14 protein-coding genes are annotated in these 16,439 nt (G+C 64.7%); all 14 read left to right on the forward strand.

Going from position 1 to position 16,439, the window contains the following annotated elements; translation table 11 throughout:
* Positions 1-10 precede the first annotated feature (10 nt).
* Positions 11-1,018, forward strand: a complete 1,008-nt coding sequence (motB, locus tag ACFSNN_RS26590; RefSeq protein ID WP_134457547.1) for a flagellar motor protein MotB — start codon at positions 11-13, stop codon at positions 1,016-1,018.
* Between the two features lie 86 nt (positions 1,019-1,104).
* Positions 1,105-1,482 carry a response regulator gene (locus tag ACFSNN_RS26595; protein ID WP_007179975.1) on the forward strand — a complete coding sequence of 126 codons (378 nt, stop codon included), beginning with the start codon at positions 1,105-1,107 and terminating at the stop codon, positions 1,480-1,482.
* A gap of 92 nt (positions 1,483-1,574) precedes the next feature.
* On the forward strand, positions 1,575-3,884 hold the full coding sequence (gene cheA, locus ACFSNN_RS26600; protein WP_134457548.1) for a chemotaxis protein CheA: 2,310 nt from the start codon (positions 1,575-1,577) through the stop codon (positions 3,882-3,884).
* A 69-nt stretch (positions 3,885-3,953) separates the two neighbouring features.
* Entirely contained in the window at positions 3,954-4,490 is a 537-nt protein-coding gene (gene cheW, locus ACFSNN_RS26605; protein WP_012434728.1) for a chemotaxis protein CheW, read from the forward strand.
* Between the two features lie 46 nt (positions 4,491-4,536).
* Positions 4,537-6,390, forward strand: coding sequence for a methyl-accepting chemotaxis protein (locus ACFSNN_RS26610; protein ID WP_134457549.1), 1,854 nt, complete (start codon positions 4,537-4,539; stop codon positions 6,388-6,390).
* 204 nt (positions 6,391-6,594) lie between these two features.
* The gene (locus ACFSNN_RS26615; protein ID WP_134457550.1) at positions 6,595-7,551 is read left to right on the forward strand and encodes a CheR family methyltransferase; all 957 of its coding nucleotides are present in this window, start codon (positions 6,595-6,597) and stop codon (positions 7,549-7,551) included.
* Positions 7,548-8,363, forward strand: coding sequence for a chemoreceptor glutamine deamidase CheD (cheD, locus tag ACFSNN_RS26620; protein ID WP_134457551.1), 816 nt, complete (start codon positions 7,548-7,550; stop codon positions 8,361-8,363). The genes ACFSNN_RS26615 and cheD overlap by 4 nt, the downstream gene beginning before the upstream one ends.
* A 5-nt stretch (positions 8,364-8,368) precedes the next feature.
* Positions 8,369-9,457 (forward strand): protein-glutamate methylesterase/protein-glutamine glutaminase, encoded by a 1,089-nt coding sequence (locus ACFSNN_RS26625; protein WP_166799271.1) that lies wholly within the window; start codon positions 8,369-8,371, stop codon positions 9,455-9,457.
* Positions 9,458-9,543: 86 nt separating this feature from the next.
* A complete protein-coding gene (gene cheY / locus ACFSNN_RS26630) occupies positions 9,544-9,939 on the forward strand; it encodes a chemotaxis response regulator CheY (protein ID WP_012434722.1) in 396 nt (131 codons plus the stop codon).
* 1 nt (position 9,940) lies between these two features.
* On the forward strand, positions 9,941-10,651 hold the full coding sequence (gene cheZ, locus ACFSNN_RS26635) for a protein phosphatase CheZ (RefSeq protein ID WP_134457553.1): 711 nt from the start codon (positions 9,941-9,943) through the stop codon (positions 10,649-10,651).
* Between the two features lie 287 nt (positions 10,652-10,938).
* The gene (locus ACFSNN_RS26640; RefSeq protein ID WP_134457554.1) at positions 10,939-11,484 is read left to right on the forward strand and encodes a DUF2844 domain-containing protein; all 546 of its coding nucleotides are present in this window, start codon (positions 10,939-10,941) and stop codon (positions 11,482-11,484) included.
* Positions 11,485-11,499: 15 nt separating this feature from the next.
* Entirely contained in the window at positions 11,500-12,789 is a 1,290-nt protein-coding gene (locus tag ACFSNN_RS26645; protein ID WP_134457555.1) for a DUF3443 domain-containing protein, read from the forward strand.
* A gap of 243 nt (positions 12,790-13,032) precedes the next feature.
* Complete coding sequence (gene flhB, locus ACFSNN_RS26650) at positions 13,033-14,244, forward strand: flagellar biosynthesis protein FlhB (RefSeq protein WP_134457556.1); 1,212 nt, start codon at positions 13,033-13,035, stop codon at positions 14,242-14,244.
* Positions 14,241-16,343, forward strand: a complete 2,103-nt coding sequence (flhA, locus tag ACFSNN_RS26655) for a flagellar biosynthesis protein FlhA (protein WP_134457557.1) — start codon at positions 14,241-14,243, stop codon at positions 16,341-16,343. The genes flhB and flhA overlap by 4 nt, the downstream gene beginning before the upstream one ends.
* The last annotated feature ends 96 nt before the right edge of the window (positions 16,344-16,439 follow it).

Consider the following 16,439-nt stretch of genomic DNA (forward strand, 5'->3'; position numbering starts at 1 on the left):
AACCGAACTCATGAGCAAGGACAAAGACCGCGCCATTGTCGTCAAGCGCTCCGCACCGAAGAAAGCCGGCCACCACGGCGGCGCGTGGAAGCTCGCGTATGCGGACTTCATGACCGCGATGATGGCTTTTTTTCTGCTGATGTGGCTGCTCAGTTCGGCGTCCACGGTGCAGCTGAGGGGCATTGCCGACTACTTCAATCAGCCGCTGAAGATCACGCTGTGGGGCGGCGACCGCAGCGCCGAGGACTCGAGCATTCTAAAGGGCGGCGGCCGCGATATCTCGACCGACGCGCAAGGCGTGACGCGCTCAAGCGAAGGTTCGAACAATCGCGCCGAGCACAGCGCCGCGCACGGCAGCGAAGACTCGATGAAGCAGTTGCAAGGCGAGCTGGAGCGTCGCGAGCAGGTTCGCCTGCACGATCTGCAGGTCAAGCTGATGGCCGCGATCGAAGCGAATCCGGTGCTGCGCCAGTTCAAGCAGCAGATCCGCATCGACTCGACGCTGACCGGCCTGCGCATCGAGATCGTCGACTCGCAGAAGCGGCCCATGTTCGCGACCGCGAAAGACCAGGTCGAGCCGTATATGCGCGACATCCTGCGCGAAATCGGCCATACGCTGAACGACGTGCCGAACCGCATCATCGTGCAAGGCCACACCGACGCCGCGCAGTACGCCGGCGGCGAGAAAGGCTACAGCAACTGGGAACTGTCCGCGGACCGCGCCAACGCGTCGCGCCGCGAGCTGGTCGCCGGCGGCATGGACGAAGCGAAGGTGATGCGCGTGCTCGGCCTCGCGTCGACGCAGAACCTGAACAAGGCGGACCCGATGGATCCGGAGAACCGCCGCATCAGCATCATCGTGCTGAACAGGAAGTCGGAGGAGGCGCTGAATCATGACGACTCCACCACGACCACCTTGTCGGACGACGCAGCCGGCTCCAAGCCGTTGCTGCAAAAGCTTGCGCAGCCGGTGACGGTTGCACCGAAGTTGCCGGCGGCAGTGCCGTCGGCCCAGTAACAGACAGCGATGGCCCTGCTGCTCGACGCGCCCCGCTGGCGCGGACAGCGGGGCGGTCCAATAGCAAAAAGCGCAGCGAGGTTTTCATGATCAGGCACATCCTGGCAATCGACGATTCGGCATCGATGCGGCAGATTCTCGCCGCCACGCTGACGACGGCCGGCTACGAGGTGACGCTCGCGGCGGACGGCAACGAAGGGCTCGAAAACGCGCTCGCCATGTCGTTCGACCTCGTGCTGACCGACCAGTACATGCCGGGCAAAACCGGCCTCGATCTGATCGCCGCGCTGCGCAACAACCCGGCTTACCAGGCCACGCCCATCCTCGTCCTCACGACGGAATCGGGCGAGCCGTTCAAGGAAGCGGCGCGAGCCGCGGGCGCGACCGGCTGGATCGAAAAGCCGCTCGACCCGGACATGCTGACCGAACTGGTGGCGGCGCTAGCCGAGCCAGACCACGCGTAAGCGCCACATAGACCCAGTTAAAGAAGCTCTCGACGCGGCGGCACGGCAGCCCAAGCCCAAGCCAAGACAGGAACTCTCGCGGTGACCCAGGCATGACACTCGACATCACTCAGTTCTATCAGACGTTCTTCGACGAAGCGGACGAACTGCTCGCGCAGATGGAGCAGTTGCTGCTCAATCTGGATATCGCTCACCCGGACCCCGAAGACCTCGCGGCAATTTTCCGCGCGGCGCATTCAATCAAGGGCGGCGCGGCGACGTTCGGTTTTACCGCGCTGACGGAAACGACCCACATTCTCGAATCGCTGCTCGACCGCGCGCGCAATAACGAACTCGTGTTGCGCAAGGACATGATCGACACGTTCCTCGAAACCAAGGACGTGTTGTCCGGCCAACTCGCCGATTACCGCGCGAGCGCCGAACCGGACGCGGCCACGGCGAAGGCGATTTGCGCGAAGCTCGAACGCCTGAACGCGGAAAGCCGCGACGGCGCGGCACCGGCTGCGGCCGCAGCACCCGCTGCGGCGAGCGCGGCACCGGCTGTAACCCAGGCAGTACGGGAAATACAGGCAGCAGAGGCAGTACAAGGCGGTACCCCGCCAGAGCACGTCGTCGAACAGGCGGTGCAGGCGGCGGGCGAATGGATTGACGGCGAACCGGCACAGACCGGGCAAGCCGTGGGAGCCGGCGAAGAAGCCGGTCCCCATCTGAAAATTACGCTACGGGGCGTTGGTGAGAAGGACCAGGAACTGCTGGCCGAAGAGCTCGGCAACCTGGGCAACATCGTCGGGCAGGTCAAGAGCGGCGGCGATCTGACGCTGTGGCTCGCGACCGATGTGACCTCCGACGACATCATCGCCGTGTGCTGTTTCGTGATCGACGAAAGTCAGATCGTGATCGGCCGCGGCACCGCACCGGCGGACGACACGCAGCAAGGCGAACCTGGAACGCCCGACGCCGCCGACTCGTCCCCGGCGCAAGCAGTACAGGCAACTCAGGCGGACCACGCAGCATCGCCGGCACCGGCGGCCGGCACCGCTGCACCCGCATCTACGGCCACGCACGGCCTGTTCGACACACCGGCCGCGTCGGCGCCGGCCGCGGCTCAACCCGCGGCGGCCACGAGCGCACCGGCGCCAGCGCCGGCGAGCGCAGCCGCACCCGCCGAGCAGGACCGCAAGGCGGCACGTCCGGCCGCGGCGGCGGGCGGCGCGGAAGGCAGCTCGATTCGCGTCGGCGTCGAAAAGGTCGATCAGCTGATCAACCTGGTCGGCGAACTGGTGATCACGCAAGCCATGCTCGCGGAAACCACCAGCACGTTCGACCCGGCGCTGCATGACCGCCTCTTCAACGGCATGGCGCAGCTGGAGCGCAACGCGCGCGATTTGCAGGAAGCGGTGATGTCGATCCGCATGATGCCGATGGATTACGTGTTCAGCCGCTTCCCGCGACTGGTGCGCGATCTGGCGGCGAAACTCGGCAAGGAAGTGGAACTCGTCACCTTCGGGCAAGCGACCGAACTCGACAAGAGCCTCATCGAACGGATCATCGATCCGTTGACTCACCTCGTGCGCAACAGTCTCGACCACGGCATCGAAACCGTGGAAGCGCGGCGCGCGGCGGGCAAGGATTCGACCGGCCAGCTGGTGCTGTCGGCCGCGCATCACGGCGGCAACATCGTCATCGAAGTGAGCGACGACGGCGCGGGCCTGCGCCGCGACAAGATTCTCGCGAAGGCGGCCAAGCAGGGCATGCAGGTCAGCGAGACCATGAGCGACGAAGAAGTCTGGAACCTGATTTTCCTGCCGGGCTTCTCGACGGCGGAGCAGGTCACCGACGTGTCGGGCCGTGGCGTCGGCATGGACGTGGTGAAGCGCAACATCCAGTCGATGGGTGGTCACGTGGAAATCACCTCGCACGCCGGCAAGGGCAGCACCACGCGCATCGTGTTGCCGCTCACGCTGGCGATTCTCGACGGCATGTCGGTCAAGGTCGGCAACGAGATTTTCATTCTGCCGCTGAACTTCGTGATGGAGTCGCTGCAGCCGCAAGCCGAAGACATCTACACGGTCGCCAACGGCGAGCGCGTGGTGCGGGTGCGCGGTGAATACCTGCCGCTGGTGGCATTGCACGAAGTGTTCAACGTCGAAGGGGCGAAGCAGGAACCGACGCAAGGCATTGTCACCATCATGCAAACCGAGGGGCGCCGCTTTGCGATGCTGATCGACGAGCTGGTGGGCCAGCAGCAGGTCGTCGTGAAGAATCTGGAAACGAACTACCGCAAGGTGCACGGCATTTCCGCCGCGACCATTCTCGGCGACGGCAGCGTCGCGCTGATCGTGGACGTCGCCGCGCTGAACCGCGAAACACGTCACGCGCACGGCGCGCTGAGCCTCGCATGATGTCCGTCACATTCGCCGCAACAGTAACACTTACTCAACTCATTTCATCCCAACCGTTTGGGGGCTAACGTGGCAGAAGTCCAATCCATCAATTCGAGCGTCGCGAACGCGACCGGTGCGAATAGCCGCCGCGACGCGCAGCAGGCAGACGCCGGCGGTCAGGAATTCCTCGTCTTCACGCTCGGCGCCGAAGAGTACGGCATCGACATTCTCAAGGTGCAGGAAATTCGCGGCTACGACAACGTGACGCGGATCGCCAATGCGCCCGAGTTCATCAAGGGCGTGATCAATCTGCGCGGCATCATCGTGCCGATCGTCGACATGCGCATCAAGTTCCATCTGGGCCGTGTCGAGTATGACCACCAGACGGTGGTGATCATCCTGAACGTCGCGCATCGCGTGGTCGGGATGGTGGTGGACGGCGTGTCGGACGTGCTGACGCTCGCCACCGACCAGATCATGCCGGCGCCGGAATTCGGCGCCACGCTGACGACCGAGTACCTCACGGGGCTGGGCACGGTCGACGGCCGCATGCTGATCCTGATGGACATCGAGAAGCTGATGACCAGCCGCGAAATGGCGCTGATCGAAACGCTCGGCGCCTGACGGCGGCAGACTTCACGAAAAAACGATTGGGATAGGGAGCATCGAAATGCTGAGCAGGTGGTCGATTCGCACGTCGTTGACGATGGTGGGGATCATTCTGGTCGCGCTGACCGTGGTGGTCGGCGTACTTGGGCTGAGCGCGTTGAATCGCGCGAGTCAATCGCTCGACCGCATTGCGCGCGGCGATCTGGTCGCCATTCACGCGCTCGACGATGCCTCGGCGTACCTGCTGCGCTCGCGCGTGTCGCTGGACCGCTTCAATGCGTTGAGCGCGGCGGGCGACACGGAGCAGGCGAAGAAGGTGCTCGATCGTGCGGAGGAGTTGTACGGTAAGGGCAATCAGAGCTGGCAGATGTATCTCGACGCGCCCAAGAGCGGCGTGGAGCAGGCGCAGCTCGACGAACTGCTGGCGCGCCGTACGGCGGTGATGCGTGAAGGCCTGGAACCGGAGTTCGCCGCGCTGCGTGCGAACGATCTGGCCGCCTACCACGCGATCGCGGATACGAAGATCAGCCCGATGTTCGTGTCTTACGACAACGCGGCCTCGGCGGTCGTCAAGAGCTTGCAGCAGCAGGCCGTGGATCAGCAAGCGAGCGCGCAATCGAACATCTCGCTGATGACGACGCTGATCATCGCCGTCACGGCGCTCGCACTGCTTCTCGTGGTGGGCATCCGCTTCGCGCTGCGCGGCCTGATCGTGCAGCCGCTCGCCGACGCGACGGCGTGCTTCGAGCGCATCGCCGCGGGCGATCTGTCGGAGACGATCAACGTTTTCAGCCGCAATGAAATCGGGCGGCTGTTCGCCGGCATCAAGCGCATGCAGGACAGCATGTCGACGATGGTGAAGGCGGTTCACAGCAGCACGGAATCGATCGACACCGGCGCGCGCGAAATCGCCATGGGCAACACCGACCTGTCGCAGCGCACCGAACAGCAGGCCGCCTCGCTGCAGGAAACCGCGTCGAGCATGGAGCAGTTGACCGGCACCGTGCGGCAGAACGCCGAGAACGCGCGTCAGGCGAGCCAACTGGCCGTCAACGCATCCGACATCGCCACGCGCGGCGGCGACGTGGTGGGTCAGGTCGTCACGACCATGCAGGACATCGCGAGCAGTTCGAACAAGGTCGTCGACATCATCGGCGTGATTGAAGGCATTGCTTTCCAGACCAATATTCTCGCGTTGAACGCGGCAGTCGAAGCCGCGCGCGCCGGCGAACAGGGCCGTGGCTTCGCGGTGGTGGCGGGCGAAGTGCGCAGTCTCGCGCAGCGCAGCGCGAGCGCCGCGAAGGAAATCAAGGAACTGATCGGCGACTCGGTCGACAAGGTGCAAAGCGGCTCGGCGCTGGTCGGCCGCGCGGGCACCACGATGGAGGAGATCGTGCAGGCCGTGCGTCGCGTGACCGACATCATGGGCGAAATCAGCGCGGCGTCCGAGGAGCAATCGGGCGGCATCGAACAGGTGAATCGCGCGGTCGTGCAGATGGACGAAGTCACGCAGCAGAACGCCGCGCTGGTCGAACAGGCGGCGGCCGCGGCGGCCTCGCTCGAAGATCAGACGCGTCAGTTGCAGGCCGTGGTGAATGGCTGGAAAGTGGCCGGCGGCGCGGTGCATAACAGCGCGGCGGCAACGCGTTCGCAAGCGACGGCGTCACGCGTGACCAGCAGCAAGAGCAAGCCGGCGGCCAAAGCCGCGCCACATGCCTCCGTGAACGGCGGCACGGCGCAGCCGGCGGCAAACACAGCATCGGCTTCGGCTTCGGCGAGCCACGACGCAGGCGCCGCGCGTGTCGAACCGGCGCTCAAGCCGAAGACGGCCCGCGCGGCATCCGAATCCGCAGCACGTCCGGCCGCAGTGAGCGCGGCCACGGCGGGCTCGGATGCGGATTGGGAAACATTCTAGGAAGTGGCACAAAGACATGCAGTCATTCGGCATCTCGCTCCATGAGGGGCGAATCATCGAAGCACGCTTTATCAGCGTGTCGCGGGCCGACTGCATGGTGGCGGAACTCGCGGGCGGGCGCGACCCCGCGAACACAATCCCTTCTACCCGGGGCGATTGTCCGGGCGGAAAGCGGGATGGCTCGTATCGCAGGCAGGAACTCTCATGATGGCAACGCGCGCACAGCAACGTCCGGACCGGGCTGACCCGGTTAGATCCGGCGAACAGGCACGGGATTTCGAATTCACGTCGGCGGACTTCGCTCGCATTCGCGAACTGATTCACCGCAGCGCGGGCATTTCGCTGTCGGATCACAAGCGCGACATGGCGTACAGCCGTCTGGCGCGGCGTCTGCGCACCCGCGGCCTCGACACCTTCAAGCAGTATCTCGACCTGCTCGAAGCGGAAAACGATCCGGCCGAGTGGGAAGCGTTCACCAATGCGCTGACCACCAACCTGACGGCGTTCTTTCGCGAGGCGCATCACTTTCCGATCCTCGCCGATTTCGTGCCGCGCCGCGCGCAGCCGGTTTCGGTGTGGTGCTCGGCGGCGTCGACCGGTGAAGAGCCGTACTCGATTGCGATGACGCTGATCGAAGCGCTCGGCGACAGCGGCGCGCGCCAGGCCTCGGTGCTCGCCACCGATATCGATACGCAAGTGCTCGCCAAAGCCGAAGCCGGCATGTACCAGTTCGATCAGGTGAAGCACCTCTCGCCCGAGCGGCTCAAGCGCTTCTTCCTGAAGGGTACTGGCGCGCACGCGGGCATGGTCAAGGTGCGCCCGGAAGTGCGCGCGCTAGTGCGCTTCGAGCAACTCAATCTCACCGACCGCGATTACCAATTGCGTTCGCAGTTCGACGCGATCTTCTGCCGCAACGTGATGATCTATTTCGACAAGCCGACGCAGGCGCAAGTGCTCTCACGCTTCGAGCCGCTGATGAAGTCGGGCGGATTGCTGTTCGCCGGCCACTCGGAAAACTTCACGTATGTCACGCAGGCATTCAAGCTGCGCGGCCAGACCGTCTACGAATTGACGCGTGACGCGACCGGCGCGCGTGCGCCGACGGCGACCCGCGGCCCGGCGACGGCATCGCATCACACGGCGAGCGGGGTGACGGTATGAGCAGCGCTTTGCCCATTGCCACCAATCTGTACTTCGACAACCACTTCCAGCGCCCCGGCGTGAAGCTGTTGCCGAACGAGTTCTACACCACGCACGAAGACATGGTGCTGGTCACCGTGCTCGGCTCCTGCGTCGCGGCCTGCATCCAGGATCGCACGGCGGGCATCGGCGGCATGAATCACTTCATGTTGCCCGACGACGGCGCGGACGTCGCGCAGGCGGCATCGGATTCGATGCGCTACGGCGCCTATGCAATGGAAGTGCTGATCAACGAACTGATCAAGGCCGGCGGGCGGCGCGAGCGTTTCGAAGCCAAGGTATTCGGCGGCGGCGCCGTGCTCGCCGGTATGACGACGATGAACATCGGCGACCGCAATTCGGAGTTCGTGCGCCGCTATCTGGCGGTGGAGAAAATCCGCATCGTCGCCGAGGACTTGCAGGGCTCGCACCCGCGGAAGGTGGCGTTCATGCCGCGCACGGGCCAGGTGATGGTGAAGAAGTTGCGCCTGCAGCAGGAAGCGGGCGTGGCCGAGCGCGAACAGGCGCTGATGCGGCAAAGCGCCGAAGCGCGCGCCGAGCGGCTCGCCGCGGCGCGCAAGCGGGTGGAACTGTTCTCGACGCCGGCCGCGCCGAGAGCCAAGGTCGAACTGTTTTCGAGTTCCGCAGGCGCCCGTCCGAAGGTCGAGCTGTTCGGCTCGCCGGCGGGAACAGCGGCGGGCAGTGCGGGCGTAGGCGCAGCAAAGCCACGCATCGAACTGTTCGGAACGCGCCCGATTAATTCAAACAACGCCAGAACTACAGAGGAGGCGTGAGCGCTGTGCAAAAGATCAAAGTACTGTGCGTCGACGATTCGGCGCTGATCCGCAGCCTGATGACGGAAATCATCAACGGTCAGCCGGATATGACGGTGGTGGCGACCGCACCCGACCCGCTGGTCGCGCGCGATCTCATCAAACAGCACAATCCGGACGTGTTGACGCTCGACGTCGAAATGCCGCGCATGGATGGTCTCGATTTCCTCGAGAAGCTGATGCGCCTGCGGCCGATGCCGGTCGTGATGGTGTCGTCGCTGACCGAGCGCGGCAATGAAATTACGCTGCGCGCGCTCGAACTCGGCGCGGTCGACTTCGTCACCAAGCCGAAAGTCGGCATTCGCGACGGTATGCTCGACTACTCGGAAAAGCTCGCCGACAAGATTCGCGCCGCCGCGCGCGCGCGCGTACGCCAGGCCGCGCCGGTGCAGCACGCGGCTGCACATGCGACGCAGGCGCCGGTCGGCGCGGCACCGCTCTTCAACAATCCGCTGCTCAGTACGGAGAAGCTGATCATCGTCGGCGCGTCGACGGGCGGCACGGAAGCGATCCGCGAAGTGCTGGTGCCGCTGCCGCCCGATGCGCCCGCCGTGCTGATCGCGCAGCATATGCCGCCGGGCTTCACAAAATCTTTTGCGCAACGCCTCAATGGTTTGTGCCGGATTACCGTTAAAGAGGCAGAGCACGGCGAACGCGTGCTGCCGGGACATGCTTACATTGCGCCCGGCCACGCTCATCTGTTGCTTGCCCGCAGTGGTGCGAACTATATTGCTCACCTGTCGGACGAGCCGCCGGTGAACCGGCATCGTCCGTCGGTGGACGTGCTGTTCCGTTCGGCCGCGCAGCATGCGGGCAAGAACGCGGTCGGCGTGATTCTGACCGGGATGGGGCGCGACGGCGCGGCTGGACTGCTGGACATGAAAAAGGCAGGGGCGTACACCCTTGCGCAGGACGAAGCGAGCTGTATCGTGTTCGGCATGCCGCGTGAAGCGATTGCGCTCGGCGCGGCGGACGAGATCGCAGCGTTGCCGGAAATGAGCCGACGTGTGATGGCGCGTCTCTCGGCAATGGGCGACCGCGTTCAGCGGGTATGATGCGGGCCGGTAGGATTTGAGGCGCTGGTTTGAGGCGCGAGTTGAGCGGTCAGGCGCCGCACCATGGATCAAGCAAAGGGAATGAAATGGATAAGGGAATGAAGATTCTGGTTGTTGACGACTTTCCGACGATGCGCCGGATCGTCCGCAACCTCCTCAAGGAACTCGGCTATTCGAATGTCGACGAGGCGGAAGACGGCGCGGCCGGTCTCGCGCGCCTGCGTGGCGGTACGTACGAGTTCGTGATTTCCGACTGGAACATGCCCAACCTCGACGGTCTGGCGATGCTCAAGGAGATCCGCGCCGACGCCAACCTCACGCACCTGCCGGTGCTGATGGTGACGGCCGAATCGAAGAAGGAAAACATCATCGCGGCGGCGCAGGCCGGCGCGAGCGGTTATGTCGTCAAGCCGTTCACGGCCGCGACGCTCGACGAGAAGCTCAACAAGATTCTCGAGAAGATGGCCAAAGCCGGGAGCTGATGTGAATCTGCCGACCAACGCGCAAGGAGCCGACGCGGCCAACGAGAGCGGCGACTTCGCGTCCGACCGCATCCTCGCCCGTATTGGACAACTGACGCGCACGCTGCGCGACTCGATGCGCGAGCTCGGGCTCGACAAGCATGTCGAGCGTGCGGCCGAAGCCGTGCCCGATGCCCGCGACCGCCTGAAGTACATCGCGGATATGACAGAGCAGGCCGCCGAACGCGTCCTGTCCGCTATCGACGTCGCGAAGCCGATCCAGGAGCAGCTGCAGAAAGACGCGGGCGAGCTCGACGCGCGTTGGGAGCAGTGGTACGCGGCGCCGATCGAACGCGAGGAAGTGCGCGCGCTGATGAACGACACGCGGACCTTCCTGCGCGGCGTGCCCGACGCGACCAGCGCGACCAACTCGCAGCTCATGGAGATCATGCTGGCGCAGGACTTCCAGGATCTGACCGGCCAGGTCATCAAGAAGATCACGGATGTCGTGTATCTGATCGAGCAGCAGTTGCTCGGCGTGCTGGTCGAGAACATCGCGCTCGAACGGCGCGAACAGTTCGCGGCGAACGCGGCGGCGCTGGCGGCCGAAGTCTCGCCGACCGGCAGCCCCGAACATCTGCTGAACGGTCCGCAAATCAATCCGGAAGGCAAAACGGACGTGGTGCAGGACCAGTCGCAAGTCGACGATCTGCTCGCCAGCCTCGGCTTCTGAGCTGCCGGCGCGACGCCGCGTCGCGCCCGCCCACCACGGGCGCCGGGCCGAAGCAGAACCTATAGCAAGCCACGCGCCCGCGTGTGCTTGCTGTCTGCCGACACAAACCACAGGCATACTACGAACTCAAGCAGCGGCACGGCGCTCCGGTGAAGACACGCGCCGGACGGTGGCACGATGGGGACAAACCCTCCGCAGTGCGACCGCAGCGGTGCCGTATGATCTGCATACATGCAGCCGGTTTGCACCACGTGCGAACCGAGCAGCAGCTCGGGAGGAGCCTTGTCATGTGGAGTCGTGTACGCCGCGCCGGGATCGTTACGGCGCTTGCTTTGCCCTGTTCGCTCATCGCCGTGCAGTCCGCTCATGCGGGACTGGGCGGCGCCCCAATGACACCGCCCACGGGCGCGTCGGTCTCGTCACGTATCGTTCAGCCCGGCAGCAGCGCCGTCAACGCGGCGCAGAGCGTGATGCGCTCCGCATCCAACGCCGGGTCTTCCGCTACGGCTTCCACGTCTTACACCGTGCGTGAGACGGCGCTCGGCAACGGCACCGTGGTCCGCGAATATCTCGCCTCGGACGGCTCCGTGTTCGGCATTGCCTGGCGCGGCCCGCAAATGCCGGATCTGAACGATCTGCTCGGCAGCTATTTCCCGCAGTATGTGGCCGGCGTGAAGGCGGTGCGCGCGGCACGCGGCGGCAGCCGCGGCCCGGTCGCGGTCGACCAGAGCGGCCTCGTGGTGCGCTCCGGCGGCCACATGGGCTCGTTCAATGGCCAGGCGTGGTTGCCTCCGGCGCTGCCCGCCGGCGTCAGCGGTTCAGATATCCAGTAATAGCGAGGACGAGACATGCGAACCAAGCATATTGCTGTGAAGCTCAAGGGCTGGATGCAGGCCGTCGTGGCCGTGGCTTTGGTGTCCGCGCTCGTCGCCTGCGGCGGCGGTGGCGGCTCCAATAACGATTCATCGAACGCGCTGAACGGCGGCTCGCTGCCGGCCAGTCCGACCCAGCAGCCGATCGCCGCGACCGCGGCGAATACCGTGCCCATCACCGTCGGCCGGGGCGTGAACGGCGTCATCAATATCCCGGCGGTCAGCGTAAAAATATGCGCGCCCGGCTCGACCACGAATTGTCAGACTATTGACAATATCCAGGTCGATACCGGTTCTTACGGGCTGCGCGTGGTCAGCTCGGTCGTGAACCCCTCGCTGCTCAGTGCGTTGCAGCCCATCACCATCGGCGGCGCCCAGCTCGCCGAGTGCGCGACCTTCGCGGACGGCTTCACGTGGGGCACGGTGCGCACCGCGACCATCGCGATCGGTGGCGAGACGACCACGGCGGCGATTCCGATGCAGATCATCGGCGACAAGGATTCGAGCACCGTGCCCACGCGCGGCTGCGGCAGCGGTTCGGCCGAAAACAAGGTCGACGATCTCGGCGCCAACGGCATTCTCGGCATTGGCACGGCGCCGACCGATTGCGGCACGACCTGCTCGGACCCGGCGCAGGCGGCCAACTTCAGCAACTACTTCGCCTGTCCGGGCGGCGTGTCGTGCGCCCGCACGGCGGTGCCGCTCGCGCAGCAAGTCGCCAATCCGGTCCCGTATTTCCCGGTCGACAACAACGGCGTGATCGTGCAGATGCCGCCGGTGTCGAATACCGGCGCGTCGTCGGCCACCGGCACGTTGGTGTTCGGCGTCGGTACGCAGGCGAACAATGCGCTCACCGGGGTCCAGCTTTTTACCACCGACGCCTTCGGTGACATGGACAACAGCGTGTTCAACGGCACGAAGGTGCAAGCCTTCCTCGATTCGGGCTCGAACGCCTACTTCTTCGGCGATAGCTCCCTCGCGCAGTGCGGCAGCAACTTTGCGGGCTTTTACTGCCCGTCGTCGGCGCAGACACGCACGCTGACGCTGGTCGGGCTGAACAATGCGCAGGCGAGCGCCAGCATCGGCATCCTGAGTGCGGCGACGCTGTTCAGCAACGGCAGCAACTACGCGTTCAACGACCTCGCAGGGCAGATCGGCGGCAACAGCAGCTTCGATCTCGGGTTGCCGTTCTTCTACGGCCGCCATGTGTATTACGGCATCGATCAGACCGCAAATGGCGGTCAAACGCCTTTCGTGGCGTTTTGATCGAAGCGTCGCACTGAAGCCTGAGACCGGACCGGCGCTCGCGCGAGACCGCGCGCGTGTCCGGTCCGGCCGCGAGCGGTCGCATCGCGTCAGCAAGGCCGACCGGCTGGCTTTCCGGCCGTCTCCATCCCTCGAAATACCCCCCTTTCTCCGCCCTTATCCGCCGATCGGTGCTTGCGTCGAGCGGGAATAATCGCTCTCACTGGAAAGAGGCGTCGTGCCTCAGCCGACTGGAGAGCTTTTGTGGCAGAGGATAGCGACCTCGAAAAAACCGAATCAGCCACTCCCCGGCGCCTGCAGAAGGCGCGCGAGGAAGGGCAGATCGTGCGTTCGCGGGAGCTGTCCACGTTTGCCCTGCTGGCGGCGGGGTTCTTCGGCGTATGGGGGATGTCCGGCAGTATCGGTGAACATTTGCAGGGCATGCTGCGCGGAGCCTTTACGTTCGATCACGCCGGCGCGTTCGAAACGCGCCGCATGATGATCGGCGCGGGCGTGGCAAGCCGCGAAGGGCTGTACGCGCTGCTGCCGATTCTTGCTTTCACCGGCGTCGCCGCCTTGTTCGCACCGATGGCGCTGGGCGGCTGGCAACTGTCGGCGAAAGGCCTGGAGCCGAAATTCGACCGCCTCAATCCGATTGCCGGCCTCGGCAAGATGTTTTCGATCAACGGTCCGATCCAGCTCGGCATGTCGCTCGCAAAGACGCTGGTGGTCGGCGTGATCGGCGGCACGGCGATCTGGAATCGCCGTGAAGAGATTCTCGCGCTGGCGACCCAGCCGTTGCATCTGGCGCTCGCCAACACCGTGCATTTGATCGCCGTGTGCTGCGGCATGACGGTGGCGGGCATGTTCGTCGTCGCCGCGATGGATGTGCCGTATCAACTGTGGCAATTCCACAAGAAGCTGCGCATGACGAAGGAAGAAGTGAAGCGCGAGCATCGCGAAAGCGAAGGCGATCCGCACGTTAAAGGCCGGATTCGCCAGCAGCAGCGCGCGATCGCCCGCCGCCGCATGATGACCAACGTGCCGAAGGCCGACGTGGTGGTGACCAACCCGACGCACTTCGCCGTGGCGCTGCAATACACCGACGGCGAGATGCGCGCGCCGAAGGTGGTCGCCAAAGGCGTCAACCTGGTCGCCGCGCGGATTCGCGAAATCGCCGCCGAAAACAACGTGCCGTTGCTGGAAGCGCCACCGCTCGCGCGGGCGCTGTATCACAACGTCGAACTCAACCGCGAGATTCCGGGCCCGCTGTACGGCGCGGTCGCCGAAGTGCTCGCGTGGGTGTATCAGCTGCGGCGCTTCAAGACTGAAGGCGGCGACGTGCCGCTCGCACCCACCGAACTCGACGTGCCCGCGGAACTCGACAAAGGCGGCGTATCGGACGACGAAGCCGAGCAGGAAGCCGCCGAGACCCTCAACGCTACTAACGACGACGCTCCAGGAGCCTCCGCATGAACGCTCGCGCCGGTTTCCTCGCCCGACGGCCGGATGCCTTGAGCAGCACCAATTTGCGCGCCCTCGCCGGGCCGGTGCTGATCTGCATGATCCTCGGCATGATGATTTTGCCGTTGCCGCCGTTCCTGCTGGATCTGCTGTTCACCTTCAACATCGCGCTTTCGGTGATGGTGCTGCTCGTCAGCATGTACACGATGAAGCCGCTCGATTTCGCCGCATTCCCGAGCGTGCTGCTGTTCTCCACGCTGCTGCGCCTCTCGCTGAACGTGGCATCCACGCGGGTCGTGCTGCTCGAAGGCCATACCGGCCCCGACGCGGCCGGCCAGGTGATCGAGTCGTTCGGCCACTTTCTCGTGGGCGGCAACTTCGCGGTCGGTATCGTCGTCTTCATCATCTTGATGGTCATCAACTTCATGGTGATCACCAAGGGCGCGGGGCGGATCGCGGAAGTGTCCGCGCGCTTCACGCTCGACGCGATGCCCGGCAAGCAGATGGCGATCGACGCCGACCTGAACGCCGGCCTCATCAACGAAGAACAGGCCAGGAAGCGCCGCGCCGAAGTCTCGCAGGAAGCCGAGTTCTACGGCTCGATGGACGGCGCGAGCAAGTTCGTGCGCGGCGATGCGATCGCCGGTTTGCTAATCATGGTGATCAACATCATCGGCGGACTGATCGTCGGTATCGTGCAGCACGACATGAGCTTCGCGGCGGCGGGCAAGAACTACACGCTGCTCACCATCGGTGACGGCCTCGTCGCGCAAATTCCGTCGCTGGTGATTTCGACCGCCGCCGGTGTGATCGTCTCGCGTGTGGCGACCAACGAAGACATCGGCACGCAGCTGACCGGTCAGCTGTTCACTAATCCGCGCGTGTTGATGATCACCGGTTGCATTCTCGTGCTGATGGGCCTGATTCCGGGCATGCCGCACTTCGCGTTTCTAATTCTCGGCGGCGGTCTGATCCAGCTCGGCCGCACGATGAAAAAGCGCGCCGAGGAGCGCAAGAACACCACGGCGCTCGTCGATGTCGCGCCGGCCGCGATGGCGCCGGTCGAAAACACCGAAGCAAGCTGGGACGACGTGACGATGATCGACACGCTCGGCCTCGAAGTCGGCTACCGGCTGATTCCGCTCGTCGACAAGAATTCGGACGGCGAACTGCTCAAGCGGATCAAGAGCATCCGCAAGAAGTTCGCGCAGGAAATCGGCTTTTTGCCGCCGGTCATTCATATTCGCGACAACCTGGAATTGCGGCCGAATGGTTACCGCATCGCGCTCAAGGGCGTCGAAGTGGGCGTCGGCGAAGCGTATCCGGGCCAATGGCTCGCGATCAATCCCGGCCAGGTGTCCGCCGCGCTGCCTGGCACACCGACGCAGGATCCCGCCTTCGGCTTGCCGGCCATCTGGATCGATACGAACCTGCGCGAACAGGCGCAGGTGTATGGCTACACGGTGGTCGATTCGAGCACGGTGGTGGCGACGCATCTGAATCATCTGGTGGTCACGCACGCGTCGGAGCTGCTCGGCCGCCGCGAAGTGCAGGCGCTGCTCGAGCGGATGCAGAAGGACACGCCGTCGCTCGTCGACGATCTGGTGCCGAAGTCGCTGCCGCTCACCACGCTGCAAAAGGTGCTGCAAAACCTGCTGGAAGAAGGCGTGCCGATTCGCGACATGCGCACGATTCTCGAGGCGCTCTCCGAACACACGCCGAAGATCACCGACGCCCACGATCTGACCGCCGCCGTGCGCCTCGCGCTGGGTCGCGCGATCACGCAGCAGTGGTTCCCGGGCGTCGGCGATATGCAGGTGATGGGCCTCGATTCGAATCTCGAACGGGTGCTCTCGCAGGCGCTCTCGACCGGCTCCAATCCGGGTCTCGAGCCGGGACTTGCGCATACGCTGCTGAACGAAACGCAGAAGGCGATGACGCGTCAGCAGAACCTCGGGCTCGCGCCCGTGCTGCTCGTGCAGCATGCATTGCGGCCGATGCTCGCGCGCTTCCTGCGCCGCAGCCTGCCGCAGCTGAAGGTGCTGTCGTATGCGGAGGTGCCCGACACGCGCAATATCAAGGTGGTGAATCTGATCGGCGCGCACGGTTAACGCGGATCGCTCACCGAGGCCGGTTTGTGGCCGATGTCTTTTGCCGGCGCTCATCGAGCGCCGGTTTTCATTCCGGCGCCTGGCTTTTCACGCTGC

Source organism: Paraburkholderia dipogonis (assembly GCF_042680985.1).
GTDB classification, from domain to species: domain Bacteria; phylum Pseudomonadota; class Gammaproteobacteria; order Burkholderiales; family Burkholderiaceae; genus Paraburkholderia; species Paraburkholderia phytofirmans.

Excerpts from the sequence above, each read along its gene's own strand:
- motB (WP_134457547.1), top strand. The coding sequence starts at position 11 with ATGAGCAAGGACAAAGACCGCGCCATTGTCGTCAAGCGCTCCGCACCG.
- ACFSNN_RS26595 (WP_007179975.1), top strand. The coding sequence starts at position 1,105 with ATGATCAGGCACATCCTGGCAATCGACGATTCGGCATCGATGCGGCAG.
- cheA (WP_134457548.1), top strand. The coding sequence starts at position 1,575 with ATGACACTCGACATCACTCAGTTCTATCAGACGTTCTTCGACGAAGCG.
- ACFSNN_RS26610 (WP_134457549.1), top strand. The coding sequence starts at position 4,537 with ATGCTGAGCAGGTGGTCGATTCGCACGTCGTTGACGATGGTGGGGATC.
- ACFSNN_RS26615 (WP_134457550.1), top strand. The coding sequence starts at position 6,595 with ATGATGGCAACGCGCGCACAGCAACGTCCGGACCGGGCTGACCCGGTT.
- cheD (WP_134457551.1), top strand. The coding sequence starts at position 7,548 with ATGAGCAGCGCTTTGCCCATTGCCACCAATCTGTACTTCGACAACCAC.
- cheY (WP_012434722.1), top strand. The coding sequence starts at position 9,544 with ATGGATAAGGGAATGAAGATTCTGGTTGTTGACGACTTTCCGACGATG.
- ACFSNN_RS26640 (WP_134457554.1), top strand. The coding sequence starts at position 10,939 with ATGTGGAGTCGTGTACGCCGCGCCGGGATCGTTACGGCGCTTGCTTTG.
- ACFSNN_RS26645 (WP_134457555.1), top strand. The coding sequence starts at position 11,500 with ATGCGAACCAAGCATATTGCTGTGAAGCTCAAGGGCTGGATGCAGGCC.
- flhA (WP_134457557.1), top strand. The coding sequence starts at position 14,241 with ATGAACGCTCGCGCCGGTTTCCTCGCCCGACGGCCGGATGCCTTGAGC.